We start from the raw sequence: 26,532 nt of genomic DNA on the forward strand, positions 1-26,532 counted from the left end.
GCGAGCGCCGGTGACGGAGCCGCGACGGCACGGACGGGCGGGCGGACGGGTGGGAGAGCGGACGGTGGGAGAAGGGGCCCGGAAGAAACGGGAACGGATCGGGCCCGGCGTCCTTCGGGCCGGCCTGGGAACCGCTGGCTGCGGGTCGACCGAGAGCCGTTGTCTACTGAACGCCGGGCCCCACCCGGGTCGCACCTTCCCCCGAGCTCCTGCGGAGCAGGGGGGACCCCCACCGGTCGAAACCCTCCCTCGCCCCCGAGGCGCGGGCGCTGAACCTGGCTCCCAGTGGTGGTGCGCCGGTGCGGCGCGCCACCCCATGACCCAGCGGCGTTCGACGACTGCGTGGAGGTTCGACCGGTCGGACGTCCTGTGGTGGACTCGGCCGAACCTACCGGCCGGTGGGCGCACTCTGTCAACAGTCGTGCGATCTGCGGCGATTGACCGATTCGGCTGGTCAGCGACGAAGATCCGCAGGTCGCGACGGAGCACATGGAGCAGTGGCCCACGGTGCGAATCGACCCGATGTCACTCGTCCGGCCGTACGTAGACCGTTTGTCCGAACACCACGGTCCGCAGGCACACGGGAAGGGCACTGCCCGGGGTGAGATCGGGCAGGCCAGGGGTGCCGGAACGGGGGTCGGTGGACCAGCGTGCGACCCGGTCGTCGGGCGCCTGGACGACGAGTTCGCCGGTGCGCCAGACCGCGTAGTCGGCGGGCGCGCCGGGCACGAGGGTGCCCGCGTCGTCCCGTCCGATCGCGCGCCAGCCGCCACGGGTGTGGGCGGTGAAGGCGGCGCGTACGGAGATCCGGTGGTCGGGCGTGCGGTGGAACGCGGCGGCCCGGACGGTGCCCCAGGGGTCGAGCGGGGTGACGGGGCTGTCGGAGCCGAAGGCCAGGGGGACTCCGGCGCGCAGCAGCGCCGTGTACGGGTTGAGGGTGCGGGCACGCTCGATGCCCAGGCGCTGTGCGTACATTCCGGTGTCACCGCCCCAGGCCGCGTCGAAGGCGGGCTGGACGGAGGCGGTGAGCCCGAACTCGGCGAAGGCGGCGACCGTTTCCGGGGTGAGCATCTCGGCGTGTTCGACGCGGTGACGGGCGGCGCGGACGCGGGCGAGGCCCAGGGCGGCCGCGGCGGCCCGCATCCCCTCGACGACATGGGTGATCGCCCGGTCGCCGATGGCGTGGAAGCCGGCCTGGAGCCCCGCCTCGGTACAGGCCGTGACGTGCGCGGCGACGGCGGCCGCGTCGAGGTGGCCGACGCCGGCGTGGGCGGCGTCGGCGTACGGCTCGTGGAGACAGGCGGTGTGCGAGCCGAGCGAGCCGTCGGCGAAGAGGTCTCCGGCCGCTCCGGCGGCTCCGAGGGCGCGAGCCCGCTCCACGTCGGTGTCGGCCCAGTAGCCGACGACCCGGGGCCCCGGCTCGTCGGTGGCGGTCTTCAGCAGGCCCGTGAAGTCGTCCTCGGAGGAGATGTCGGGCCCGCCGCACTCGTGGACGGTGCCGATCCCGAGGGACGCGGCGTGCCGCAGGGCGATGCGCTGGGCCTCGATGCGCTGCTCGGGCGACACGGCGGAGTACGCGGCGGAGCGCACGGCGTGATGTGCGTCGCCCGTGAGCGGCTCGCCGTCACGGAAGCCGTCCATGCCGCGGACCGCGGGCACCAGATCGAGCATCGCGGTCGTCACGAGCGCCGAGTGGACGTCGATCCGGGTCAGGTACAGCGGACGGCCTCCGGTGAGCTCGTCCAGCTCGGCCCGGGTCAGCGGCCGCTGCTCGGGCCAGCGGGAGGCGTCCCAGCCGTGCCCGATCAGGATGCGGTCGGCGGGACGGGCCGCCGCGTAGGACCGGACGCGCTCCGCCGCCCCGGCGAGCGACTCGGCGCCGGACAGATCGAGTCCGGTGAGCGCGAGTCCGGTCGCCGTCGTGTGGACGTGCGCGTCGACGAACGCGGGAGTGACCAGAGCCCCTTCCAGGTCGACGACCTCGTCCACACCGGAGGCGAAGGCGTCCGCGGCCCCCTCGGAGCCAACCCAGGCGATGTGCCCGCGCTCGACCACCATGGCGGTGGCGAAGGGGTCGGCGGGGCTGTGGACTTCTCCACCGCGCAGCAGCACGGTGCGGTGTTCGGCCGGGGGCACGCTCTCACTCATGGAGAACAGCCTAGATTCGCGGCGGCCGTGCCTCGTACGGGGTGGACAGGACCACGGTCGTCCGGGTCGAGACACCGGCCAGCGAGCGGATCTGGCCGAGCAGCTCCTCCAGCTCCAGCGGGGAGCCCACGCGCACCTTGAGGATGTAGTTCTCCTCACCGGCGACGCTGTGGCAGGCCTCGATCTCGGACACGCCGGCGAGGCGCTCGGCGATGTCGTCGGGGGCACTGGGGTCGAAGGGTTTCACCGAGATGAACGCGGTGAGGGGCAGTCCGACCTCTTCGGGGTCCACGACAGCGGCGTATCCCCGGATGACGCCGCGCTGCTCGAGCCGTCGGACGCGCTGATGCACCGCCGAGGTGGACAGGCCGGTGGCCTTGCCCAGGTCGGTGTAGCTCATGCGCCCGTCCTTGACGAGCAACTCGACGATCTGACGATCCAGCTCCTCCATGCAGGTCAACCTATTGCCCCGGATGCCCATCGGCACAGTCGGCGCCGTCCAGGAAGGGCACCTGCGGGGGGCATGTGACGAATGCCACAGCCACGCGGCCGTGTCCTTCGGGACCTCACGGTTACCCCCGGGGCGCGAAGGGAAGTGCTTGGTGTGGTCGAGGCCGCAAGCGCCTGGTCGGCCCCACCCGAGGGGGAGAAACTGCATGCAGAGTGTGAAGCGCACCGGACGTACCGAACCGGAGCCTGTTGAACCCGTTGGCCCTCAAGAGGACGACGAGCTGGACTTCTACGACACCTTCGAGATGTACCGGGTGATCTGCCCGGACTGCGCGCAGCCGATCGCGCTGCTCGCCGACGAGGTCGCGCTGCCGGAGCACGCACTGTGCCCGACACCGTGGAACCCGTTCGTGCTCTCGGTCTGTGCCGGGACCGGCCGGTCCGCCACGGAGGCGCGTCCGGCCGACGAGTCGCTGGAGGTCCAGGAGCAGGACACCGCACTGCTGTTGACGCTCCCTCAGGGGCTCGACTGGCGGACGCAGCCCTTCTCGCACGTGGGCGGTCCCGGCTCGCGCCCGTTCAAGATGCCGCCGATGCGACGGGCCGCCTGAGCGGATCGTCCGCCGGGTCCGTCCGGCGCTACCAGTAGGTTCCCCGCACCATGGCGGCGAGGCTGTCATGGTGCAGGATCATCCGGTCCGGGTTCTCCGGCACCGCCACCTCCCTGAAGTGCACCTGGCGGTATGCCACGCGCAGCATCACGATGGCGTGCCGCAGGGCGGCGTAGAGGGTGTGGAAGTCCATGTCGCGCGGTGTGTGGCCGGTCAGTTCGGCGTAGCGCCGCTCGATGTGCTCACGACGCAGGAAGTCCGGCAGCCCTCGCTGTCCGGAGACGGCCGTCAGATCCTGGAAGAAGCGGTGCAGGTACACCGTCCAGCCGAGGTCGACCTCGCGCGGGGCGAGGGCGGCCATCTCCCAGTCGAGGACGGCGGCGGGCTCGAAGCCGTCGTAGATGATGTTGCCGATGCGGGCGTCGCCCCAGGTGAGGACGGCCGGGCCCTCGTCGTCGGGCCAGTGCGCCTCCAGCCGGTCGAAAGCGCTCTCGATGAGCGGTGAGCGCGGCAGCCCGTCCACCACCCAGGCGTAGTAGGCGCGTTGGGCGTCCACGTGCCGCCGCAGCGCGCTCCCCTCGCGACTCCCCACCGGATACTGGTCGTGGAGCCGGGCGATGACGGAGATCGTGGCCTCCTCCAGCCGGGCACGTTCGCCGTCGGTCGCCGAGTGCAGCCAGTTCCCCTCGTACGTGTAAGGCATCACGTCCGGCGGCACACGGCCCTCGACGCGCTCCATGACGAAGAAGGGCGCACCGAGCGGAGCCGGGTCCTCCTCCAGCCAGAGCACCCGTGGCACGGGCAGATCGGTGTGCCGGGCGACGTCCCTCATCGTCTCGTACTGCCGGCGCAGGTCGTAGACGGGGAACACCGTGTAGGCGTCGGGGTCGGCGGCGAGGCGCACGGCGCAGGCGCGCAGCGGAGTTCCGGGATGGTCGATGTCGAAGAGCAGCGTCTCGCTGGACATGCCGTTGGACTCGGGGGCCCGGACGCCGGTGACTTCGGCGCCGGGCAGCCGGGCGTCGAGCCAGGCGGTGAGCCGGAGGGCGAGTGCCTGCGGGTCGCGGGTGGTGGTGCGGGGGCGTGGTGCCGTGGCCATGTCGGTGCTCCTCTGCTCCTCGCTCAACTGCGGGCGGGCCGACGGGAGTCGGCCGGTCGGCGGCCGTGCGCCACAGGCCGTGGAACGTGCGCCGTGCGGGTCAGCCGGCGACGGAGTCGTAGCCGGTGAACCCGCTCGGGTCGTGGCGGCCGAAGCTGCCGTGCTCGAAGATCCCGTAGCCGGTCCGGCCTTCGAGGGTGAACCGGGCTGCGTGGTCGGTGACGCCGAAGGCTGCCATGGGGTGGGTCGCCGGGTCCGACAGGTCGTAGGTGCGCCGGTCGGTCCATCCGCGGCCCTGCCAGGTGCCGTGCTGCCAGTCGGTGGCGGGCGGATAGCCCGCCCCCACGGCCAGGGGGGAGGAGCAGAGGGTTTCCGCGGTGAGTTCGAGAGGCTTGCCCGCGGGATCCGTGAGGTGGACGACCGCCCGTTCGGGGTGGCGGCTGCCCGGGCGGTAGCGGATCTCGGTCCGGGGCCAGCCGAGCTGGACGTCGCGTTCCCCGTCGCGGACGACGACGGCCTCGTTGAGCGAGCGGTGTCCGTCGGCGTCCTCCTGGGTGATGACCATCAGGAAGCGGTCGTCGAACCGGACGGGTATCCAGAGCCAGTGGAACCCCTCGGGGCGGAACTCGTCGCCGCGGCCCGCCTCTTCGCCGGGCAGGGGCCGCACGCCCCAGCTGCGGTCGCGTGTGCCCGTCCACTCCCCCGCCGTGACGGGTATCTCCTCGCCCGCGGCCCGGATCGTGCCCGTGCAGCGGCCGGCCTGGACGAAGCGCCGGCCTTCGAGCGTGAGCCGGTCTCCGCGGCGCTGCACATGATGCGGCTCCCAGACGGCCGGGAAGTCGGCCTCCCAGACGAGGTCGTACGAGAACGACCCGGGATCCGCGGGATCGTCCGCGCAGCGCAGGCGTATCCGGCGCAGCGGCTCCTCGACGACGATGCTCAGCGGCCCGACGGTCAGCCGCAGCCGGTCGTCCCCGAGCGCGTCGGAGGCGCGTACGGCGTGCAGCCGGTCCCCGGTGCGCAGGGTGGCGTAGGCGTCGATGACCCCGGCGTTGGGGTACACCCCCAGCCCCGCGACGAGCAGAGCGCGGCCCCGGTGGTCGAACACCTGGAAGATGCACCGGTCGTAGGCGTTCCGGTCGCCGGTGACGACGTGCTTCATGGAGAGCGGAGCCTGATGGACCGGGTACTCGTCGAGCGCGATGGGACGATCCTGGGACACGACGGCCTCCTCGCCGGGCGGGAGGATGACGGTACGTCAGAACCCTTGGGGGAGCCATACGCGTGCCGACGGGGGAAACGGGCGGACCGGGCGCCCCGGCACCCGATGGGTACGTCACGAACAGGGGCTCGAATGACACCGGCGGTGACCCCGCGGGCCCGATCGCCGTTTGGACGGACATGACCGCGCAGCACCCCAAGAGCGGCCCGGGCCGCCGCCGGCTGATGACGCCACGTCAGGAAGAATCGGTTCCGCATGCGGCCGATCCGCCCATCTACAGCGATCTGATGCATCGCTGGGCCAGTGCGGGACGGACCCTTCCGGGCCGCCGTGACCAGGAGTGGAACAGGCTCACGGCGGCACCGGTGTGGACCGGGCGGACCGGCTGGGTCAGTGGGACTCTGGCCCAGCGAGGTGACGGGCGATGACCATGCGCTGGATCTGATTCGTGCCCTCGACGATCTGCAGCACCTTCGCCTCGCGCATCAGCCGCTCGACCGGGAAGTCCGCGGTGTAGCCGTAGCCGCCCAGGATCTGCACGGCGTCCGTCGTCACCTGCATCGCCGTGTCCGTGCAGAAGAGCTTGGCCATGGCCGCCTGCCGCGAGAACGGCCGGCCGGCGTCGCGCAGCCGGGCGGCGGCCAGATACAGCGCCCTGCCCGCCTCCACCTTCGTCGCCATGTCGGCGAGCATGAAGCGCAGCCCCTGGAAGTCGGCGATCGGGCGGCCGAACTGCTTCCGGTCGGTGGCGTACGCGAGGGCCTCGTCCAGCGCCGCCTGGGCGACGCCGATCGCACAGGCGGCGATGCCGAGACGCCCCGAGTCGAGAGCGGACAGTGCGATAGCGAAGCCCTGCCCCTCGTCGCCGATCCGGCGCGAGTCAGGGACCCGCACTCCGTCGAAGTGCAGCTGGGCGGTGGGCGAGCCCTTCATGCCCATCTTCTTCTCGGGAGCCGCGGCGCTCAGCCCCTCGGCGTCGCCCGGCACCAGGAACGCCGTGATGCCACGGGCCCCCTCGCCGCCGGAGCGGGCCAGGACGGTGCAGAAGTCGGCCACCCCGCCGTGCGTGATCCAGGCCTTGGTGCCGGTGATGACCCAGTCGTCGCCGTCCCGCACGGCCTTCGTCCGCAGTGACGCGGCGTCCGAACCGGACGACGGCTCGGAGAGGCAGTAGGCACCGAGCAGCCCGCCGCCCAGCATGGCGGCGAGATGCTCGCCCTGCTGCTCCTTGGTGCCGTAGTTGGCCAGCGCGTGGCAGGCGAGGGAGTGGACGCTGACGCCCAGCCCCACGGTGAGCCGGGCCGCGGCCAGCTCTTCCAGAACCTGCAGGTAGACCTCGTACGGCTGGTCACCGCCGCCGTACTCGGAATCGTACGGAAGACCGAGCAGTCCCGACTCCGAGAGCAGGGAGAACAGCTCGCGCGGGAAGTGTCCCGCGTCCTCCTCCTCGGCCGCGCGTGGAGCGATCTCCCGCTGGACGATCTCACGGACCAGGGTGATCAGATCCCTGGCCTCCTCGGTGGGCAGTATGCGGTCCACCGGCTGCGGGGCGCGGTCGGGCATAGCGGCGCTCTCCTCCCTGTCGGGCGCTGCGGCGGTCGCGCGCGAAGGGTTGGGCGGCGCCGCCGGATGTCACCTGATGCGCCGATGCTGCCCTCCCGGATCACGGAAGTGGCTGACCAGCGGCTGTGGCGCGTTGAGTATGCCCCATCAGGGGGCGTCCGTCACGGGGCGCTTTCGCCACCCGCGTCACCTTCGGACACTCCTCGAAGTTGGTCCGAACCATTGACCAACTGGTCTAGTCCTCCTACCGTTCCCAGCAGCACATGACCGGTTCATGTCATGCGCACCGGTCTTCACGCCGCATCACCTCCCCCCACCCGCTCTCCCTCCCCCACGAGGAGACACGATGCTCGGACCCCGACCCCCACGCGCCCGCTTCCGGGCCCTGATCGCCGCGGTCTGTACGGCCGTCCTCGGCGCCGGCCTGCTCGCCGGAGCCGGCACGGCCACCGCCACCGCCACCGCCACCGCCACCGCCACCGCCACCGACGCCACCGCAGGCCCGGCCGCCGCCCCCAGGGCCGGCTCCAACGTGGTCGGCTACTTCACCAACTGGGGCGTCTACCAGCGCAATTACCATGTCAAGAACATCGAGACGTCCGGCTCCGCGAGCAAGCTCACCCACATCAACTACGCCTTCGGCAACGTCACCGGCGGCAAGTGCGTCATCGGCGACGCCTTCGCCGACCACGAGAAGGCGTACACCGCCGACCAGTCCGTCGACGGCGTCGCCGACACCTGGGACCAGCCGCTGCGCGGCAGCTTCAACCAGCTGCGCAAGCTGAAGAAGCTGCACCCCGGCCTCAAGGTCATCTGGTCGTTCGGCGGCTGGACGTGGTCGGGCGGCTTCACCGAGGCCGCGAAGAACCCCGCGGCCTTCGCCGAGTCCTGCTACGGCCTGGTCGAGGACCCGCGCTGGGCGGACGTCTTCGACGGCATCGACATCGACTGGGAGTACCCGAACGCCTGCGGCCTCTCCTGCGACACCAGCGGGCGGGACGCCTTCGGGAACCTGATGTCGGCGCTGCGCGCGAAGTTCGGCTCCTCGAACCTCGTCACCGCGGCGATCACCGCGGACGCCAGCAGCGGCGGAAAGATCGACGCGACGGACTACGCGGGCGCCGCCCAGTACGTCGACTGGTACAACCCGATGACGTACGACTTCTTCGGCGCCTGGGCCGCCCAGGGCCCGACGGCGCCGCACTCCCCGCTCACCTCGTACGCCGGCATCCCGCAGGCCGGCTTCGACTCGGACGCCGCGATCCAGAAGCTCAAGGGTCTCGGGATCCCGTCGTCGAAGCTGCTGCTCGGTATCGGCTTCTACGGGCGCGGCTGGACGGGTGTGACGCAGTCGGCGCCGGGAGGTACGGCGACCGGGCCCGCCCCGGGGACGTACGAGCAGGGCATCGAGGACTACAAGGTGCTCAAGACCACGTGCCCGGCCAACGGCACGGTCGCGGGGACGGCGTACGCGCACTGCGGCAGCCAGTGGTGGAGCTACGACACGCCCGCCACGATCGCCGGGAAGATGGCGTACAAGAACCAGCAGGGGCTCGCCGGCACGTTCTTCTGGGAGCTCAGCGGTGACACGACCGACGGGGAGCTGATCAGGTCGATCGGCTGAGTCACCGGGTGAGGAGGGCGGGGAACCGGTCCGGTTCTCCGCCCTCACTCATGTGCCCGGAAGGTCAGAGGAGCCCGGCCTGGGTGACCAGCATCGCGAAGACGACGACGAGGACCCAGCCCACGATGTGCTCGACGATCTTGGGGCCGTCGTCCTTGGGGCCGCCCGTGCGGGCCCGGGCGTCGGTGGCGTTGGCTGTGGTCGCGGTCATGGCTGCTCACTCGGTCGTCGTCGTGGTCGTGGACGCCCCCCGTGACGGTCCCTCCACGCCCTGGGGGCGTAGGGGGTGACCCGACCACAGTGCCAGCCCGACGGCCCGTGGGCAGTGACACCGCTCACTGCCCACGGGACGCCGAGGAGCCGCTCAGTCGATGCCGAGGGCGGCGAGAGCCTTGCGCTGCGCGGCCGTCGGGTGCTCGGGCCAGTACAGGTAGCAGACACCGCCTGTGCCGGACGCCACGTTCCCGCTCGCGTTGTACCGCTTGGTACGGAGCCAGATCGTCTCCCACTCGGCCCGCTTGTAGACCCGGCGCACGGCCTCGTTGCTCGGCGAGGCCGGATCGTTGGCGATCACGTCGCCGCCGGCCGTGAAGCCGATCACGGTCATCAGATGGCCGGAGGTGCCGTAGCCCGCGCCGGTGAGCTCCTCCTTCAGGAAGGACTGGGACGTTATGGCCGGGATTCCGGCCCTGACGAGCGCCTCCAGCTGGTCGAGGGACTCAAGCCTCGTGACGACGGCGTTCATGTCCCGGTACGTGGCCGCGTAGGCGGCGTTGAAGGGCCAGTTGCCGCAGCCGTCGTACTGGTGGTCGAAGGTGTGACGGGCGGCGTGGCAGACCTGCGGGTCGGCGAAGGCGGGATTCACCCACGCGAGCTCCTGCGCCGACGGCTTGCGCCCCCAGTACTCGATGATCATCTGCGAGGAGGTGGGGCTGCACCAGGCCTCGCCGCCGTTGTCGTACTCGGGGTACTGGCCCACATGGATGTTCTGCGAGTAGCGGGGCACCGCCAGCTCACGGGCCATCCGGGGCGTGGAGGCCGGCACGGTGAAGCGGTCCGGGATGTCGGAGGCCATGGCGCCCACACGCCACACCGTGGGGGTCAGGTCCGTACCGGGCGTGCGGTAGAGGGTGAGGCGCAGGCGGTAGGAGGCCAGCCGCAGCCCGCCGACCGGATCGTCCACCGAGAAGGTGTCGGTCCAGATGGTGCTCCGGCCGTCGGTCTGGTCGTCCACGGACGTGCGGCGGACGTCCCCGTCGCCCGCCGCCCAGCGGCCCATCACGAACCACGGCGTCCTGGTGCCGTCCGTGTACGTGCCGGACAGCTCGGTCTGCAGCCAGGTGCCGGACGGAGTGCGGGCGTTCCAGGAGGCGATGACCTCGGTCGCGGGAACCCGCGGCCGGTGGACGGGCGAGGTCCACGTCGCGTACTCCCAGGTGCTCGTCAGCCCGGTGTGCGGATCCGCGTACTCGGTGCGCCCGGCGGGGGTGTCGACGACCAGTCCGGGACGGCGGCCCGCCACGGCCCGGGTTCCGGCCGCCGAGCCGCTGCGCCAGTCGGTGTACGAGTTCCAGAAACGGTTGTCGACGAGCGGACGCGGCCCGCCGGAACGGGCCGGGACGGCGGCCGCCGCCGCCACGGGGGCGGCGGAGGACAGGGCGCTCCCGCCCGCCGCTGCGGCCAGGCCCGCGGTCAGTACGGTTCTGCGCGAGGCGGGAGTGCTCATGGGACCTCCGGAAGCGGTCGTGGGACGCGGACGGTGGGGGCGACAGTGGGCCAACTATCGCGGGTCCCCGGCGGCCTCGGCCAGTGATTCGCACCGCGTCGCCCCCACCAATATTGGTCTCGACCAGTGATATGACCTGCGACGGTCCCGGCCCGCCACCGAACCGGCCCCTTAGGGTGACCCCATGAGCCCCCTCGTCTCCCTTGACCGCGCCGCCGCGGTCCTGCGCACCCTGCCGCCGTCCTGCGGGCCGGTGCGGCTGATCGCGGTCGACGGTCACGCGGGCTCGGGCAAGAGCACCTTCTCCACGCTGCTCGCGGCGGCGCTCGGCGGGGCACCCGTGCTCCGTCTCGACGATCTCGCCACCCACGACGAACTCTTCGAGTGGACGGGCCGGTTGCTCGACCAGGTGATAGCGCCGCTGTCCAGGGGCGAGAGCGCGCGGTACCGGCCCTACGACTGGACGCTGCGCCGCTTCGGCACCCCCCGTCCGCTGCCCGCGGCGGAGGTGGTCCTGGTCGAGGGAGTCGGGTCGGGCCGGCGGGCGCTGCGGCCTCATCTCGCCCGGCTCCTGTGGATGGACCGGGAGCCCGAGGCTTCATGGCTCCGGGGCCGGCGCCGCGACGGGCCGGCGCTGTCCGGCTTCTGGGACGGCTGGACGGTGGCGGAGACGCGCCATTTCGCCGGGGACCCCTCGCGGCCCTTCGCCGACACGCTGGTACGGGAGTTGCCCGAGGGTTACGAGTGGCTCCCGGGGCCGAACGCGACAGCGGGAGCGAATCATTCCGTCACGGAGCGTGAGCACCTCACACCGCCGTACCGAGCAGTCGGAAATCCACCCCGCCGAGGGCCCAACTCCGCTTGACCCAGGGCCCTTACAGGTCTTACGTTCTCAATGTGCGGCTTTTCGGAGCCGCCCGGACGCGAAGCCCCCGGTTGTTCCCCCGTGATCGGGGGCTTCGTTCTGCCCTCAGCACCCCTTTTCAGCGCCGTCCCGGCACCCCACGCTCACCCAGGGTCACCGTCCGCCGGACGCTCGCGCCACCCTTAATCAGCTGCCCCCTGCGCAGGTACGATGCATCTCGGTGCGGTCAAATCCCGTCCGCGACAAGGTGGTTCGGCACGCTCCGACGGGCATCCGCCCGTCGGGACAGCACGGGGGCACGGTATGTGGGGGACCCGATGGACATCGGCACGCAGGGCTCACCGGCCCCGGCCGACCTCGCCTGGGTGCGCGGCGTGGACGCCTACACCATGGGCGCGTATCCGCAGGCCGAGGAGGAGTTCAGAACCGCGGTGCGGCTCGACCCCGGAATGGCGGACGGCTGGCTCGGCCTGCACGCGCTGCGGGTCGACACCACCACCGCCCTGCTGCGGATGTACCGCAACCGGGAGCGCTTCGGTGAGCAGCGGACCCGGCACCGCCGCACGCTGAACTCCTGGTACTGGCTCGGCTGGTGGGTGCAGCCGGTGCTGGAGAGTCCGCGCGACCTGCTGCTCGCACACGCCTCGCACTGGCTCGACGGGCGCCATGTGCCGGAGCTGGACCGGGCGCTCGCCGGGCTGCCGCCCGTCGACGCCGATCCGCAGGTGCGGTTCCTGCACGCCTGCCGGGCGTATCTGGTCAAGGACTGGGACCAGCTCCTGCGGTACACCGAGCCACTCGTCAACGATCCGCTGCTGGGCATCGAGGCCGGCCTGTTCGGCGGCATGGCGCGGGTGCGGCTGGAGATGTACGGGCAGGCCGAACCCCTGCTGTCCACCGCCCTGATGCGCTGCCGCAGCGAGCAGCCGCAGCGCAAGGAACTCCGGTACTGGTTGGCGCGGGCCCACGAGGGCACCGGCCGCAGTGCCGCCGCGCTGCCGCTGTACCGGGCGGTGCACCGGGTCGACCCGGCCTTCATGGACACCTCTGCGCGGCTCGCGGCGATCGCCGAGTACGACGGCATCGACGGGACGGACGAGGCGCTCGGCCTCGCGGCGGTGTCTCTGGCGGGCGCCGGCGCGGGCTTCGGTCAGGACGCGATGGATCCGCAGCCCGCCGAGGCCGATCCGCCGTTCGTGCCCGAGCCCCGGTTCGGCGGCGACCCGCAAGCCCCGCTGGGCGCACCGGCACCGGCCACGGCCGCGGGGCCGCCCGACGGGGTACGGGAGAAGGCCGCCGCGCCCGCCGCGGCCACGCCGCAGTTCCCGTCCGGCCCCACCGATCCCGTGCTCCTCGCCGAGGCGCTCGCCGAGCTGGAGCGGATGGTGGGCCTGGAGCCGGTCAAGCGCCAGGTGAAGGCGCTCTCCGCCCAGCTGAACATGGCACGGCTGCGGTCGGGGCAGGGCCTTCCGGTGCAGCCCCCGAAACGGCACTTCGTCTTCTCGGGCCCCTCCGGCACCGGAAAGACGACGGTGGCCCGCATCCTCGGCCGGGTCTTCTACGCGCTCGGGCTGCTCGGCGGCGACCATCTCGTGGAGGCCCAGCGCTCCGACCTGGTCGGCGAGTTCCTCGGCCAGACGGCCGTGAAGGCCAATGAGCTGATCGACTCCGCGCTCGGCGGTGTGCTGTTCGTGGACGAGGCGTACTCCCTCTCCAACACGGGCTACAGCAAGGGAGACGCGTACGGCGACGAGGCGCTGCAGGTGCTGCTGAAGCGCGCCGAGGACAACCGGGACCATCTGGTGGTCATCCTCGCCGGCTATCCGGAGGGCATGGACCGCCTCCTCGCCACCAACCCCGGACTGTCCTCCCGCTTCACCACCCGGGTCGACTTCCCCTCGTACCGGCCGCTGGAGCTGACCGCCATCGGTGAGGTCCTCGCGGCGGCGAACGGGGATCTGTGGGACGAGGAGTCGCTGGACGAGCTGCGCTCGATCAGCGGTCATGTGGTGGACCAGAACTGGATCGACGAGCTGGGCAACGGCCGGTTCCTGCGCACTCTGTACGAGAAGAGCTGCGCGTACCGCGACCTGCGGCTCTCGGGATACGCCGGCACCCCGACGCGCGAGGACCTGGCGACGCTCCGGCTGCCCGACCTGATGCAGGCCTACGGCGAGGTCCTCTCGGGCCGCAGCTCCCAGGACCCGCCGGGTCCGTGACGTCCCGCGCCGCCTCCGGGGCGGCCACGGCATGGTCCGGGTGCGAGGACACGAGGGCCGGGACCGAGCCCCGGACCGATCTCCCGAACGGGCCCCGGCCCGAGGAGGGGAGGGGCAGGAATCCCCCGCCCCTCCCCCGAGCTCAGCCCGCCATCGCGCGCTCCGGGTCCGGAGCCGGCGCGGCCGGGACGGGGACGACGGGCGTCCGGTGGGCGGGGTCACGGACCTCGCCGACCAGTTTCTCCAGGACGTCCTCCAGGGCGACGAGACCCAGCACCCGCCCCGACGCGTCGGCGACCTGCGCCAGATGGGTGGCGGCGCGCCGCATCACGGTGAGGGCGTCGTCCAGCGGCAGCTCCGCCCGCAGCGTGGCCATGGGCCGCCAGATGTGCTGCGGTACGGCCCGCTCGCCGTCCTCCAGGTCGAGGACGTCCTTGACGTGGAGGTAGCCCATGAAGGGCCCGCTGCCCTCGCCGCGGACGGGGAACCTGGAGTAGCCCGTACGGACGGTCAGCTCCTCGATCTGCCGCGGTGAGACGGACGGCGGCACGCTCACCAGCGCCGAGCGGACTATGAGGACGTCCCTCACGGGGCGGCTGCCCAGCTCCAGCGCGTCGCCGAGCCGCTCCTGCTCCTCCCGGTCCAGCAGACCGGCCTGGCCCGCGTCCTCGACCAGCTGGCCCAGCTGGTCGCTGGTGAAGACCGCCTCGACCTCGTCCTTCGGCTCCACCCGGAACAGCTTCAGCACCAGCCGGGCGCACGCGCCCAGACTCGCGGTCACCGGGCGGCACAGCCGGGCGAAGCCGACCAGCGTGGGACTGAGCCAGAGCGCGGTCTTCTCCGGCGCGGCCATCGCGAGGTTCTTCGGCAGCATCTCGCCGACGACGAGATGCAGGAAGACGACGACGGCGAGGGCGATGACATAGCCGAGCGGGTGGATCAGCGCCTCGGGTACGTGGACGGCGTGGAAGACCGGCTCCAGCAGGTGCGCCACGGTCGGCTCCGCCACCGCGCCGAGCGTCAGCGAGCAGACGGTGATGCCGAACTGCGCCGCCGCCATCATCTGCGGCAGGTTCTCCAGCCCGTACAGGACCTGCCGGGCCCGCGAGGAGCCCCCGGCCGCGAGGGGTTCGACCTGGCTGCGGCGCACCGACACCAGGGCGAACTCGGCGCCGACGAAGAAGCCGTTGGCGAGCACGAGGAGCAGCGCGAACAGCAGTTGGAGGACGCTCATCGCACAGCCTCCGCGAAGGTCTCCGCGAGGGCCTGGCCGTCCGCGGTACGGACCAGCCTCACCCGTTCGGCCCGGTACCGGTCCACCTGCCGCACCGAGAGGCGCCAGCCGGGCAGCTCGGCCCGGTCGCCGGGCGCCGGGATACGGCCGAGGAGGTCGGCGACGAGCCCGGCGACGGTCTCGTAGGGACCGTCGGGCACGTCGAGGCCTATCCGCCGCAGGGTGAGGACCCGGCAGCTGCCGTCGGCCTCCCAGGCGGGGTTGCCGTCCTCGGGCGCGATCGCGGCCAGCTCGGGCCGGTCGTCGCCGTGGTGGTCGTGCTCGTCGCGGACCTCGCCGACGAGTTCCTCGACGATGTCCTCCAGGGTGACCACCCCCGCCGTACCGCCGTACTCGTCGACGACGACGGCTATCGGCTGCTCGCTGCGCAGCCGCTCCAGCAGCTGCCGCACCGGCAGGGTCTCGGGAACCAGCAGCGGGGGGACCGCGATCCGGCCGACGGGGGTGCGCTGCCTCTGGTGCGCCTGCACGGCGAGCGCGTCCTTGAGATGGACCATGCCGACGATCTCGTCGATGCGGTCCCGGTAGACGGGGAAGCGGGAGAGGCCGGTGGCGCGGGTGAGGTTGAGGACGTCCGCCGCGGTCGCGTCGGACTGCAGCGCGCTCATCTTCACGCGCGGGGTCATCACGTGCTGTGCGGTGAGCCCGCCGAGGGACAGGGTCCGTACGAACAGATCGGCGGTGTCCTGCTCCAGCGTGCCGGCACGTGCCGAGTGACGGGCCAGGGAAACCAGTTCGCCGGGGGTGCGGGCGGATGCCAGCTCCTCCGCCGGTTCGACTCCGAACGCCCGTACGAGACGGTTGGCGGCGGCGTTGAGCAGCGTGATCACGGGCCTGAACAGCGTCGAGAAGCGGTGCTGCGGGCCGGCCACGAACCGGGCCACCTGCAACGGCCGCGACACGGCCCAGTTCTTCGGGACGAGCTCACCGACCACCATCTGCACGGCGGAGGCGAGCAGCATGCCGATCACGACGGCGACGCCGGGGACGGCACCGTCGGGTATGCCCACCGCGGTGAGCGGCGCGTCGAGCAGCTGTGCGAGCGCGGGCTCGGCGAGCATGCCGACGACGAGGGAGGTGATGGTGATGCCGAGCTGGGTGCCGGACAGCTGGAACGACAGCTCGCGCAGGGCTCGTACGACGCCCCCGGCGCGGCGGTCGCCCTCGGCGGCTGCGCGCTCGGCGTCCGCGCGCTCCACGGTGACCAGGCCGAATTCGGCGGCCACGAAGAAGCCGTTGGCGAGGATGAGAAGGAATGCCGCGCAGAGCAGCAGTAGCGGGATGATCATGCCGCCGCCTCCTGTGAGGGGGCGGCGCAGGTACTACCGGACGATCCGTCCATTGCTGGAGGGAGTCACTCCTCGGGTCGCAGGGTGCCTCGCGGGCCACGGTCGGCCGCGCGGGTGCGAGGCGGAGGCGCACTCGGCGCCTCCGCCTCAAGAGTAATCACGAGTCTGCCCCGAGGGGCAGGGGCTCAGCCGTTGTCGGTGCCGGTGCCGCGCGATTCGGCGAGGAGGCGCAGGGCGCGCGCGTCACGGATGGCGTGCCGACGGGCGACTCCCGGCTGGATTCCCAGGACCGGGAGGCTGGTGCCGTCACTCAGATCGAGGAACACCCAGGGGTCACCCGGACGGAGGTTGACACGGAGGATCTCCGCCCACTCCAGCCGGCGGCTGCGGGTCAGGTTGACGACGGTGACGCCCAGCTCGTCGGCGACGACCTTGGGGCGGCTGAGCAGCGCCAGCACCCCGAAGAAGAGCAGCGCGGTCAGGACGAAGCTGATCCGCTCGCCGGTACTGAGCTTGTCCAGGGCGAACGCGACGGCGGTGATGACGACGAACATCACCGTCCCGACGGACAGCAGGACGGCCCGGGTGCGGGTCGGCCTGAAGGTCACCGGGAGAGCGGGCAGCTCCTGTTGTTCCACAGTCATGGTCGGTGCGTTCCTCGGAGCCTCAGAGCCGGCACGCGTGGATCGCGGTCGTGAGGATCGCGCGGGCGCCCAGTGCGTACAGATCGTCCATGATCCGCTGTGCCTCCTTGGCCGGCACCATCGCACGGACGGCGACCCAGCCCTCGTGGTGCAGCGGGGAGACGGTCGGGGACTCGAGTCCCGGGGTGAGGGAGACGGCCTGCTCCAGGTGCTCGACGCGGCAGTCGTAGTCCATCATCACGTAGGAGCGGGCGACGAGAACGCCCTGCAGACGGCGCAGGAACTGCTGCACCTTGGAGTCGTCGGCCTTGGCGCCGGTGCGGCGGATGACGACGGCCTCGGAGGTGAGGATCGGCTCGCCGATCACGCCGAGGCCGGCGTTGCGCAGACTGGTGCCGGTCTCCACGACATCGGCGATGACCTGGGCGACGCCCAGCTCGATCGCGGTCTCCACCGCGCCGTCGAGGTGGACGACGGACGCGTCGATGCCGTTGTCCGCGAGGTGCTTGGCGACGATGCCCTCGTACGAGGTGGCGATGGTCAGCCCGCCGAACTCCTCGACACCGGAGGCGGTGCCGGGCTTGGTGGCGTAGCGGAACGTGGAGCGGGCGAAGCCGAGCTGGAGGATCTCCTCGGCGTTGGCACCGGAGTCCAGCAGCAGGTCACGGCCGGTGATGCCGATGTCGAGGCGGCCCGAGCTGACGTAGATCGCGATGTCGCGCGGGCGCAGGTAGAAGAATTCGACCTCGTTCTCCGGGTCGACCAGGACGAGTTCCTTGGAGTCCTTGCGCTGGAGGTAGCCCGCCTCATGGAGCATCTCCCCCGCAGGTCCGGAGAGTGAACCCTTGTTGGGGACGGCGATGCGCAGCATGAGGCGGGCTTCCTTTGTGTGCGGAGGAGCGTGCGTAGGGAGGGTGAGCCGGTTCGGTCCGTACGGAACGAGTGTGCTCAGAGATGGGCGTAGACGTCGTCGAGGCTGATCCCGCGCGCGACCATCATCACCTGGACGTGGTACAGCAACTGGGAGATCTCCTCGGCGGCGGCGTCCTTGCCCTCGTACTCGGCGGCCATCCAGACTTCGGCGGCCTCCTCGACGACCTTCTTGCCGATGGCATGGACGCCCTTGTCCACCAGTTCGGCGGTGCGGGAGGTGGCGGGATCGCCGTTGGCGGCCTTGTGCTGGAGCTCGGCGAAGAGCTCCTCGAACGTCTTCTTGGACATGGTGGTCCCACCCTACGCGGAAGCGGGCTCTCCTCAGCGCCAGGGTTCAGATACTGAACGCAGCGTGGCCGCGGTGGACACGGCGGCGGTGACGGCCTCATGTCCCTTGTCCTCGTTGGAGCCCTCCAGGCCGGCCCGGTCGAGAGCCTGTTCCTCGGTGTCACAGGTCAGTACGCCGAAGCCGACGGGAACGCCGGTGTCGACGGAGACCTGGACGAGGCCCTGGGTGACGCCCTGGCACACGTACTCGAAGTGGGGCGTGCCGCCGCGGATGACGACGCCGAGCGCCACGATCGCGTCGTAGCCGCGGCCTGCCAGCACCTTGGCGACGACGGGCAGCTCGAAGCTGCCCGGGACGCGCAGCAGGGTGGGTTCGTCGATGCCCAGCTCGTGGAGGGCGCGCAGGGCGCCGTCGACGAGACCGTCCATGATCTTCTCGTGCCACTGGGCCGCGATGACGGCCACGCGGAGGTCTCCGCAGTTGCGTACGGACAGTTCGGGTGCGCCCTTGCCGCTCACGTTTCTCCTCGATCCGGTTCTTGCTGTCTTGACTGTCCTGCCGGTGCCGCCGGTCCTGCCGGTCCGGCGGGTCCTACTGGTTGCCGCAGGTGGAGGCGGTGGCGCCGTCCAGCCAGGGCAGGTCGTGCCCCATGCGGTCCCGCTTGGTGCGCAGGTACCGCAGATTGTGCTCGCCCGCCTGCAGCGGCATGACCTCACGGCCCTGGACCTTCAGTCCGTGCCGCACGAGTGCGCTGATCTTGTCGGGGTTGTTGGTCATCAGGCGCAGGCTGTGTACGCCGAGGTCCTCGAGGATCTGGGCGCCCGCCGCGTAGTCCCGGGCGTCGGCGGGCAGGCCGAGTTCCAGATTGGCGTCGAGCGTGTCGCGGCCGCGTTCCTGCAGCTCGTACGCCCGCAGCTTGGACACCAGTCCGATGCCTCGGCCCTCGTGGCCGCGGAGATAGACGACGACCCCGCGGCCCGCCTCGGTGATGCGCTTCATGGAGGCTTCCAGCTGGGGGCCGCAGTCGCAGCGCAGCGAGTGGAAGATGTCGCCGGTGAGGCACTCGGAGTGCACGCGGACGAGGACGTCCTCGCCGTCGCCGAGGTCGCCGTGGACCAGCGCGACGTGCTCGACGCCGTCGGTCGTGGAGCGGTAGCCGTACGCCGTGAACGCGCCGTGCGCCGTCGGCAGGTTGACCTCGGCCTCGCGGCGGACGGTCGGCTCGGAGCTGCGGCGGTAGGCGACGAGGTCCTCGATGGAGATGATCGTGAGCCCGTGCTTGCGGGCGAACGGGATCAGCTCGGGCAGGCGCAGCATGACGCCGTCCTCGCCGGCGATCTCGACGATCGCGCCGGCGGGCCGCAGTCCCGCGAGCCGGGCGAGGTCGACGGCCGCCTCGGTGTGCCCGTTGCGCACGAGGACGCCGCCGGGCTTGGCGCGCAGCGGGAAGACATGGCCGGGGCGCACGAGGTCGGTGGGCTCGGCCGTGCCGCTCGCCAGCAGCTGGAGGGTGGTGGCGCGGTCGGCGGCGGAGATGCCGGTGGTGACACCGTACGCGGGGGCGGCGTCGACGGAGACGGTGAAGGCCGTGCTCATCGACTCGGTGTTGTGCTCGACCATCTGCGGCAGCCGGAGCCGCTCCAGTTCGTCGCTCTCCATGGGGGCGCAGATCAGCCCCCGGCACTCGCTCATCATGAACGCGACGATCTCGGGCGTGGCCTTCTCGGCGGCGATGACGAGGTCGCCCTCGTTCTCACGGTCCTCGTCGTCGACGACCACGACGGGGCGGCCCGCGGCGATGTCACGGATGGCCTGGTCGACGGGGTCGAGCACGAGCTCCTCCTCCGGGTACCAGGTGGTGTGGATCGAAGGTGCGGCGTGGAACGCCTCGGTCGGGGTGGTGGGAGCCGGGCGGGATGTCATGCTGCCGCTCCTTCCAGGGCGGGAGACGTACGGGATCGCAGCCACCAGTCGCGCAGGCCCCACAGGACGAGCGCGCCGTAGATGACGTAGACGAACCCGGAGAAGGCGAAGCCGTTGGCGAAGTTCAGCGGTACGCCGACGAGGTCGACCAGCAGCCAGGCGAACCAGAACTCGACCATGCCGCGGGCCTGGGCGTACATGGCGACCAGCGTGCCGACGAAGATGTACGCGTCCGGCCAGGGGTCCCAGGACAGGGACGGGTAGGCGGTGAAGAGCAGGGCGACGGCGACGGTGCCGAGCGCGGCTCCGGCCAGCATCACGCCGCGCTGGCGCCAGGTGGCGAAGCGTACGGCGATCGAGCCGTCCTGGGCCTGCTGCCGGCCGCGGGTCCACTGCCAGTAGCCCCAGGCCGCGACGGCCATGACGACGACCTGCTTGCCTGCGCTGCCGGTCAGATGGGACGTGGCGAACGCGGCGAAGAGGATGAGGCCGGACAGGAACTGTGCGGGCCAGGTCCATATGGAGCGGCGCCAGCCGAGCGCGAGGGCGATCAGGCCGATCACGTTGCCGATCATGTCGGACCACTTGATGTGCTGGTCGAAGGCCGTGAAGGCCTCGGAGTTCAGCCAGTCCAGGGCGCTCACTCGCCGCTCTCCTTCGCGTCCGCGCCGAGCAGCCGCTCGACGTACTTGGCGATGACGTCGACCTCGAGGTTGACCGGGTCGCCGGGCTGCTTGATGCCGAGCGTGGTCAGCGCGAGGGTGGTGGGGATCAGGCTGATGGTGAAGTGGTCGGCGCCCGCGTCGACGACGGTGAGGCTGACTCCGTCGACGGTGATGGAGCCCTTCTCGACGACGTAGCGGGCGAGCTCCGCCGGGAGGGAGACCTTGACGAGCTCCCAGTGCTCGGACGGAGTGCGCTCGACGATCGTGCCGGTGCCGTCGACGTGTCCCTGGACGATGTGCCCGCCGAACCGGCCGTCGGCCACCATCGGCCGCTCAAGGTTGACCCGGGAGCCGACGGCGAGCGCGCCCAGGCTGGAGCGCTTCAGCGTCTCGGCCATCACATCGGCGGTGAACTCGCCGTCGCCGGTCTCCACGACGGTGAGGCAGACGCCGTTCACGGCGATGGAGTCGCCGTGCTTCGCGTCCTCGGTGACGACGGGTCCGCGCAGTCGGAAGCGGGACGAGTCACCGAGGTCCTCGACGGCGGTGACCTCGCCCAGCTCTTCGACGATTCCGGTGAACACTCTCAGGCTCCCTTGGGGACGGTCGCGGTGATGCGCAGGTCGGGGCCGAGGCGGACGGCCTCGGTCACGTCGAGCCGCAACGCTTCGGTGATGGTGGTGATTCCGGCGTCGGCGAGGGCGGGGCGGCCCGCGCCGAGGAGTACGGGGGCGAGATAGCCGACGACGGCGTCGACGGCTCCCGCGGAGACGAAGGACCCGGCCAGCGTCGGGCCGCCTTCGAGCAGCACGGAGCGGACGCCGCGTGCGTACAGGGCGTCCAGCAGCGCGGGTACGGACAGGCCGTGGCCCGCCCTGGGCAGCCGTACGACGTCCGGGAGGGCGGTCTCGGCGTCCTCGGCGACCGCGATCAGGGTCGGCGCGGTGTCGTCGAGGACGCGGGCGCCGGGCCTCACGGCGGTGGCGTCGGTGTCGATGACGACCCTCAGCGGCTGGGTCACTGCGTCGATGCCGCGGACCGCGAGGTGCGGGTCGTCGGCGCGGGCGGTGCCGGAGCCGACGATCACGGCGTCGGCCTCGGCGCGCAGCCGGTGGACGTCGGCGCGGGACTCGGGCGAGCTGATCCAGCGGCTGGTGCCGTCCGCCGCGGCGATGCGTCCGTCGAGGGTGGCGGCGTACTTCCACAGGACGTAGGGGCGGCGGTGGCGTACGGAGGTGAGCCAGGCGATGTTGCCGGCCTCGGCCTCGTCCCCCAGGAGCCCCTGCTCGACCTGGACGCCGGCGGCGCGCAGGGTGTCGGCGCCTCCGGTGGCCTGCGGGGTCGGGTCGGCGACGGCGTACACGACACGGGCGATCCCGGCCTCGACGAGGGCCTGGGCGCAGGGGCCGGTGCGGCCGGTGTGGTTGCAGGGTTCGAGGGTGACGTAGGCGGTCCCGCCGCGGGAGCGTTCGCCCGCGTCCCGGAGGGCGTGGATCTCGGCGTGGGGGCCGCCCGCACGCTGATGGAACCCCTCGCCCACCTGCTGTCCGGCGGCGTCGGTGATGACACACCCGACGACCGGGTTGGGGCTGGTGGAGCCGAGTCCACGGGCGGCGAGCGCGACGGCTCGGCGCATGGCGTGCGTGTCGGCCGGGGTGGCCACCGGGTCCTCCTGCCTCTTCGGGCACGGACTCCGGGGCTGTCGATGACGACAGAGAAAGCGGGACAACGCCTCAGGGGAACGCCGACGCCGACGGAACGGATCGCCCTCGGGTGTCCCGCGAGGACGATCAGCCGCCATGGCCGACGGACCACGAGGGCCGCCCGCCGCGCACTGCCTCCCATCCGGACTTTAACCGTCGGTCCAGGAATTTCACCTGGTCAACCGGCCGCTGGATGCGGACGGGTCGCGGACTGTAACCGCCGGTTCGGAATTGCACCGACCCCGGAGCGCGCTGCTGCTGATACAGGGCCCAGTGTGCCACGGCCTCCGGTGGGCCATACGGGCGAGACTCTGTGTCCTGGCTCACAGGATCCACTAGGACCGGAATGGTCCAGACCTATTGACGCACTGGTCTAGTCCTCTTAATCTCTGCGTCACCTCCGCGGAGCGGCCCAGCCGGCGTGCGCACGCCCGGGCCCAACACGACCCACTCGCCTGCCAGTTGTGTGATCCCCACTCCCTCCCCAGGAGGCCACCACCGTGCTCACCCCCACCCGCGCGCGAGCGACGCTCCTCGCGGCCGGCGCAGCCGCCGCCGGACTGCTGCTGAGCTCGCTCTCCGGCGGCGTATCGCACGCCGCCGACAACGAGTCCTGTCGCCCCGACGGGCTCTACGCCACCCCCGGTGTCGACGTGCCCTACTGCTCCGTCTACGACACCGACGGCCGCGAGAAGATGGGCGCCGACCACAAGCGCCGCGTGATCGGCTACTTCACCGGGTGGCGCACCGGGAAGAACGGCGAGCCCGCCTATCTCGCCTCCGACATTCCCTGGGACAAGATCACCCACATCAACTACGCCTTCGGGCACATCGGCGGCGACAACAGGCTGTCGGTCGGCACCGACGGTCCGGCCAACGCCGCCACCGGCATGACCTGGCCGGGCGTGGCGGGCGCGGAGATGGACCCGGCATACACGTACAAGGGCCACTTCAACCTGCTCGGCAAGTTCAAGAAGCAGCACCCGGACGTGAAGACGCTGATCTCGGTCGGTGGCTGGGCCGAGACCGGCGGCTACTTCGACGACGCCGGCGGGCGGGTGGACTCCGGCGGCTTCTACGCGATGGCGACCAACGCCGACGGCTCGGTGAACCAGGCCGGGATCGACACCTTCGCGGACTCCGCCGTCACGTTCATCAAGAAGTACGGGTTCAACGGCGTCGACATCGACTACGAGTACCCGACGACGATGAAGGACGCCGGCAATCCGCTGGACCACACCGTCGCCAACGCGCGGCGCGCCGGGCTCGTCCAGGGCTACGCCGCCCTGATGAAGACACTGCGCGAGAAGCTCGACCGGGCGGGCGCGGCGGACGGGAAGCACTATCTGCTGACCGTGGCGGCGCCGTCGTCCGGATATCTGCTGCGCGGAATGGAGACGTTCCAGGTCCAGAAGTACCTGGACTACGTCAACATCATGTCGTACGACCTCCACGGAGCGTGGAACGAGTACGTCGGCCCGAACGCCTCGCTCTTCGACGACGGCAAGGACGGCGAACTCGCGGCGGCCGGGGTCTATTCGACCTCCCAGTACGGCGGGATCGGCTATCTCAACACCGACTGGGCCTACCACTACTTCCGCGGGTCGATGCCGGCCGGCCGGATCAACATCGGACTCCCGTACTACACACGCGGTTTCAGGAACGTGCAGGGCGGAACGGACGGCCTGTGGGGCAAAGCTCCCTCGACGAGCTGTCCGGCCGGCTCCGGGCTGACCAAGTGCGGTGACGGCGCGGTCGGCATCGACAACCTCTGGCACGACAAGGACACCGCGGGCAACGAGTCCCCGGCCGGCTCCAACCCGATGTGGCACGCCAAGAACCTGGAGCGGGGCGTCGTCGGCGACTACGTCACCCGGTACGGCTTCCCCGCCGGGACGACGCTGACCGGCACGTACGCCCGTAAGTACGACTCGACGCTGGTCGCTCCCTGGCTGTGGAACGCCCAGAAGAAGGTCTTCCTGTCGACGGAGGACGAGCAGTCGGTGAACGCCAAGGCCGACTACGTGGTGAACAGGGGCATCGGCGGCACGATGATCTGGGAACTGGCGGGCGACTACGGCTGGAACGCCACGAAGGGCCAGTACGAGATGGGCGACACGCTCACCACCGCCATGTACGAGAAGTTCAGGTCCGCGGCCCCGTACGGCGCGCGGCGTGCGTCGACCGCGACACCGGCCGAAGCGGTCGACGTGGGCGTGGAGTTCGGGCAGTTCCCGCTCGGCGACTCCAACTACCCGATCAGCCCCAAGCTGAGGATCACCAACAACACGACGGCGACGCTCCCGGGCGGCACGGAGTTCCAGTTCGACTACGGCACGTCCGCTCCCGGGAACGCCAAGGACCAGTCCGGCTTCGGCACGACCGTGGTGCGCAGCGACCACACCGGCAGCAATGCGGGCGGGCTGAGGGGCGACCACCACCGCGTCTCGCTGAAGCTGCCGAGCTGGCAGTCGCTGGCGCCCGGGGCGTCCGTGCAGCTCGACTTCGTGTACTACCTGCCGGTGTCGACGCCGTCGAACTGGACGGTGACCTTCGGCGGCAGGACGTATGCGCTGGCGGGCGATCTGGCGCGGGGTACGACCGTGGTGGATCCGGGGTCGGGGTCGACCACCGGGGGTACGGACACCGGCGGCACGACCAACGGCGGTACGACCAACGGCGGCACGACGGGCGGGGGCGGCGGGCAGTGCACCGCGCCCGCGTGGAACGCGACGAGCGAGTACGTCGGCGAGACGGTCGTCTCCCACAACTCCCGTAGCTGGAAGGCGAAGTGGTGGACGAAGGGCGAGGAGCCGGGTACCACCGGTGAATGGGGGGTGTGGCAGGACCTCGGCGCCTGCTGACCCTCAGCGCGAGAACGCCCGGCGGCGGTTCCCGGCCCTTGCCGCCGCCGGGTCCTCATCTCTCCCGTGGAACCGCACCGGCCCGCCGTGCCCGGGGCCCGGGGCCCGGGGCCCGGGCTGCGCCGATGCCGCCGGAGCCCGTCCGCCCTCGGAGGCAGGACGGCCTTACGCGTGCGCCGGGGCGAAGAGTTCGGCCTGGGCCGCGTCGCGGGCGGTGAGGAGGGCGCCCCTGAGGATCGCCTCGCCGCCGAGTGCCGCCGGCCGGATCTCCGTACTCACCGGCGACAGCGTGGCGAGGCGTGCCTCGACCCGGGAGGCGAGGGCCGACCCGCCGGCGTGCCCGATCTCGCCGCCGAGCACGACGCACCCGGGATCGAGTACGGCGGCGACGGCCGCTGCCCCCACCGCCAGTTGTCCGGCGAGCGCGTCCAGGAAGGCGCCGCCTCGGCCGTCCGGCGCACCGCTGTCGCCCGCCGCCGCGACGCGCACGGCCTCCTCGGCGTCGGCCTCGATGCCGTGACGCGAGGCGAGTTCGCGGACCGCGGCGGCACCGGCCAGGGCGTGGAAGCCGGCGTCGCAGCCCGTGGCCGACGGCAGGCCGCCCGTGCCCGGGACCGGGAGGAAGCCGATCTCGCCGGCGCCGCCGGACGCGCCGCGGCGCAGCTTCCCGCCGAGGACGACCGCCGCGCCGACCCCCTGGCCGAGCCAGAGCAGGACGAAGTCGTCCTGGTCGCGCGCGGCGCCGAGGCGCTGCTCGGCGACGGCCGCCAGATTGGTCTCGTTCTCGACGAGGACGGTGGCGGGAAGACGTTCCTGAAGGGCCGCGACGAGCCTGCGGTGCCAGGCGGGCAGACTGCCGGAGTCCCGCAGCTCCCCCGTGACGGGATCGATCAGCCCCGGCGCCCCGATGCCGACGCTGTGCAGCCGCGCCACGCCCGCGTCGCGCGCCGTGCGCTCCAGCAGCGCCACGGCCTGCTCCACGGCCGGTTCGGTGCCGGTGTCGCTGTCGATGGGAAGCGTCGCCTCGGCGAGCGTCGCGCCCAGCAGGTCGGCGACGACGACGGAGACGCCCTGGGTCCGTACGTCGAGGGCCGCGAGGTGCGCCCGGTCGGCGACGATCCCGTACAGCCTGGCGTTGGGCCCGCGGCGCTGTTCGCCGGCCTCGCCCACGATCCGGATGAGGCCTGACTGCTGCAGCCGCTCCACGAGGTCGGCGACGGTCGGCCGGGACAGTCCGGTCAACGTCTTCAGCTGGCCTGCCGTCAACGGGCCCTCCTCCTGGAGGAGTCGCAGCGCGAGCCCGTCGTTGATGGCCCTGGCGGTGCTCGGGGATGCGGGCATGCCGGAATCCTTCCAGATTCCCGCCGTGTCACAGCCGGAGGGCTATTTATCAGGCAGGGT

General features: G+C 71.6%; 23 protein-coding genes and 1 riboswitch. Of the genes, 5 read left to right on the plus strand and 18 right to left on the minus strand.

Annotated elements, in window-relative coordinates; genetic code table 11:
• Positions 1-525: 525 nt before the first annotated feature.
• Entirely contained in the window at positions 526-2,148 is a 1,623-nt protein-coding gene (locus ACIQMR_RS07975) for an amidohydrolase (protein ID WP_401384223.1), read from the minus strand.
• Positions 2,149-2,158: 10 nt separating this feature from the next.
• Positions 2,159-2,599 carry an Lrp/AsnC family transcriptional regulator gene (locus tag ACIQMR_RS07980; RefSeq protein WP_328724654.1) on the minus strand — a complete coding sequence of 147 codons (441 nt, stop codon included), beginning with the start codon at positions 2,597-2,599 and terminating at the stop codon, positions 2,159-2,161.
• Between the two features lie 205 nt (positions 2,600-2,804).
• On the opposite strand from ACIQMR_RS07980, the gene ACIQMR_RS07985 reads away from it, so the two are divergent.
• A complete protein-coding gene (locus ACIQMR_RS07985; RefSeq protein WP_401384227.1) occupies positions 2,805-3,209 on the plus strand; it encodes a hypothetical protein in 405 nt (134 codons plus the stop codon).
• A 28-nt stretch (positions 3,210-3,237) separates the two neighbouring features.
• Here the strand turns inward: ACIQMR_RS07985 and ACIQMR_RS07990 are convergent, their stop codons facing one another.
• From ACIQMR_RS07990 to ACIQMR_RS08000, 3 genes are all read right to left on the minus strand, one after another.
• Positions 3,238-4,308, minus strand: a complete 1,071-nt coding sequence (locus ACIQMR_RS07990) for a phosphotransferase family protein (RefSeq protein ID WP_401384229.1) — start codon at positions 4,306-4,308, stop codon at positions 3,238-3,240.
• Between the two features lie 100 nt (positions 4,309-4,408).
• On the minus strand, positions 4,409-5,530 hold the full coding sequence (locus tag ACIQMR_RS07995) for a hypothetical protein (RefSeq protein ID WP_401384232.1): 1,122 nt from the start codon (positions 5,528-5,530) through the stop codon (positions 4,409-4,411).
• Between the two features lie 390 nt (positions 5,531-5,920).
• Positions 5,921-7,093, minus strand: a complete 1,173-nt coding sequence (locus ACIQMR_RS08000) for an acyl-CoA dehydrogenase family protein (protein WP_401384235.1) — start codon at positions 7,091-7,093, stop codon at positions 5,921-5,923.
• Between the two features lie 346 nt (positions 7,094-7,439).
• Here ACIQMR_RS08000 and ACIQMR_RS08005 point away from each other — a divergent pair, with 346 nt between their 5' ends.
• Positions 7,440-8,717 carry a glycoside hydrolase family 18 protein gene (locus ACIQMR_RS08005; protein ID WP_401384237.1) on the plus strand — a complete coding sequence of 426 codons (1,278 nt, stop codon included), beginning with the start codon at positions 7,440-7,442 and terminating at the stop codon, positions 8,715-8,717.
• Between the two features lie 64 nt (positions 8,718-8,781).
• Here the strand turns inward: ACIQMR_RS08005 and ACIQMR_RS08010 are convergent, their stop codons facing one another.
• Positions 8,782-8,928 carry an SCO1431 family membrane protein gene (locus ACIQMR_RS08010; protein ID WP_401384239.1) on the minus strand — a complete coding sequence of 49 codons (147 nt, stop codon included), beginning with the start codon at positions 8,926-8,928 and terminating at the stop codon, positions 8,782-8,784.
• Between the two features lie 153 nt (positions 8,929-9,081).
• Entirely contained in the window at positions 9,082-10,443 is a 1,362-nt protein-coding gene (locus ACIQMR_RS08015) for a peptidase C39 family protein (RefSeq protein WP_401384242.1), read from the minus strand.
• A 184-nt stretch (positions 10,444-10,627) separates the two neighbouring features.
• Between ACIQMR_RS08015 and ACIQMR_RS08020 the strand changes: the two genes are divergently transcribed.
• Positions 10,628-11,308 carry a uridine kinase gene (locus tag ACIQMR_RS08020; protein ID WP_401384244.1) on the plus strand — a complete coding sequence of 227 codons (681 nt, stop codon included), beginning with the start codon at positions 10,628-10,630 and terminating at the stop codon, positions 11,306-11,308.
• Positions 11,309-11,625: 317 nt separating this feature from the next.
• The gene (locus ACIQMR_RS08025; protein WP_401384247.1) at positions 11,626-13,527 is read left to right on the plus strand and encodes an AAA family ATPase; all 1,902 of its coding nucleotides are present in this window, start codon (positions 11,626-11,628) and stop codon (positions 13,525-13,527) included.
• A gap of 142 nt (positions 13,528-13,669) precedes the next feature.
• On the opposite strand, the gene ACIQMR_RS08030 is transcribed toward ACIQMR_RS08025, so the two are convergent.
• The 10 genes from ACIQMR_RS08030 to ribD form a co-directional block, all read right to left on the minus strand.
• Positions 13,670-14,761: a hemolysin family protein gene (locus ACIQMR_RS08030; protein ID WP_401384249.1), complete on the minus strand. Its 1,092-nt coding sequence runs from the start codon at positions 14,759-14,761 to the stop codon at positions 13,670-13,672.
• Positions 14,758-16,110 carry a hemolysin family protein gene (locus tag ACIQMR_RS08035; RefSeq protein WP_401384251.1) on the minus strand — a complete coding sequence of 451 codons (1,353 nt, stop codon included), beginning with the start codon at positions 16,108-16,110 and terminating at the stop codon, positions 14,758-14,760. Before ACIQMR_RS08035 ends, ACIQMR_RS08030 begins: the two co-directional genes overlap by 4 nt.
• A gap of 185 nt (positions 16,111-16,295) precedes the next feature.
• Positions 16,296-16,754 (minus strand): PH domain-containing protein, encoded by a 459-nt coding sequence (locus ACIQMR_RS08040; RefSeq protein WP_401384252.1) that lies wholly within the window; start codon positions 16,752-16,754, stop codon positions 16,296-16,298.
• Positions 16,755-16,776: 22 nt separating this feature from the next.
• On the minus strand, positions 16,777-17,625 hold the full coding sequence (hisG, locus tag ACIQMR_RS08045; RefSeq protein ID WP_401384255.1) for an ATP phosphoribosyltransferase: 849 nt from the start codon (positions 17,623-17,625) through the stop codon (positions 16,777-16,779).
• A 77-nt stretch (positions 17,626-17,702) separates the two neighbouring features.
• Positions 17,703-17,975 (minus strand): phosphoribosyl-ATP diphosphatase, encoded by a 273-nt coding sequence (locus tag ACIQMR_RS08050; protein WP_401384258.1) that lies wholly within the window; start codon positions 17,973-17,975, stop codon positions 17,703-17,705.
• A 33-nt stretch (positions 17,976-18,008) separates the two neighbouring features.
• Positions 18,009-18,494, minus strand: a complete 486-nt coding sequence (ribH, locus tag ACIQMR_RS08055; protein WP_401384261.1) for a 6,7-dimethyl-8-ribityllumazine synthase — start codon at positions 18,492-18,494, stop codon at positions 18,009-18,011.
• A gap of 73 nt (positions 18,495-18,567) precedes the next feature.
• Positions 18,568-19,899, minus strand: coding sequence for a bifunctional 3,4-dihydroxy-2-butanone-4-phosphate synthase/GTP cyclohydrolase II (locus ACIQMR_RS08060; protein ID WP_401384264.1), 1,332 nt, complete (start codon positions 19,897-19,899; stop codon positions 18,568-18,570).
• On the minus strand, positions 19,896-20,534 hold the full coding sequence (locus tag ACIQMR_RS08065; RefSeq protein ID WP_401384916.1) for a nicotinamide riboside transporter PnuC: 639 nt from the start codon (positions 20,532-20,534) through the stop codon (positions 19,896-19,898). Before ACIQMR_RS08065 ends, ACIQMR_RS08060 begins: the two co-directional genes overlap by 4 nt.
• 5 nt (positions 20,535-20,539) lie before the next feature.
• The gene (locus tag ACIQMR_RS08070; RefSeq protein WP_401384266.1) at positions 20,540-21,148 is read right to left on the minus strand and encodes a riboflavin synthase; all 609 of its coding nucleotides are present in this window, start codon (positions 21,146-21,148) and stop codon (positions 20,540-20,542) included.
• A gap of 2 nt (positions 21,149-21,150) precedes the next feature.
• Positions 21,151-22,227 carry a bifunctional diaminohydroxyphosphoribosylaminopyrimidine deaminase/5-amino-6-(5-phosphoribosylamino)uracil reductase RibD gene (ribD, locus tag ACIQMR_RS08075; protein WP_401384268.1) on the minus strand — a complete coding sequence of 359 codons (1,077 nt, stop codon included), beginning with the start codon at positions 22,225-22,227 and terminating at the stop codon, positions 21,151-21,153.
• 164 nt (positions 22,228-22,391) lie between these two features.
• Positions 22,392-22,522, minus strand: a riboswitch (FMN riboswitch).
• 245 nt (positions 22,523-22,767) lie between these two features.
• On the opposite strand from ribD, the gene ACIQMR_RS08080 reads away from it, so the two are divergent.
• Positions 22,768-25,131, plus strand: coding sequence for a chitinase C-terminal domain-containing protein (locus tag ACIQMR_RS08080; RefSeq protein WP_401384271.1), 2,364 nt, complete (start codon positions 22,768-22,770; stop codon positions 25,129-25,131).
• Positions 25,132-25,296: 165 nt separating this feature from the next.
• On the opposite strand, the gene ACIQMR_RS08085 is transcribed toward ACIQMR_RS08080, so the two are convergent.
• The gene (locus ACIQMR_RS08085; protein WP_401384273.1) at positions 25,297-26,472 is read right to left on the minus strand and encodes an ROK family transcriptional regulator; all 1,176 of its coding nucleotides are present in this window, start codon (positions 26,470-26,472) and stop codon (positions 25,297-25,299) included.
• Between the last annotated feature and the right edge of the window lie 60 nt (positions 26,473-26,532).

It is taken from the genome of Streptomyces sp. NPDC091376 (assembly GCF_044757085.1).
GTDB classification, from domain to species: domain Bacteria; phylum Actinomycetota; class Actinomycetes; order Streptomycetales; family Streptomycetaceae; genus Streptomyces; species Streptomyces pratisoli.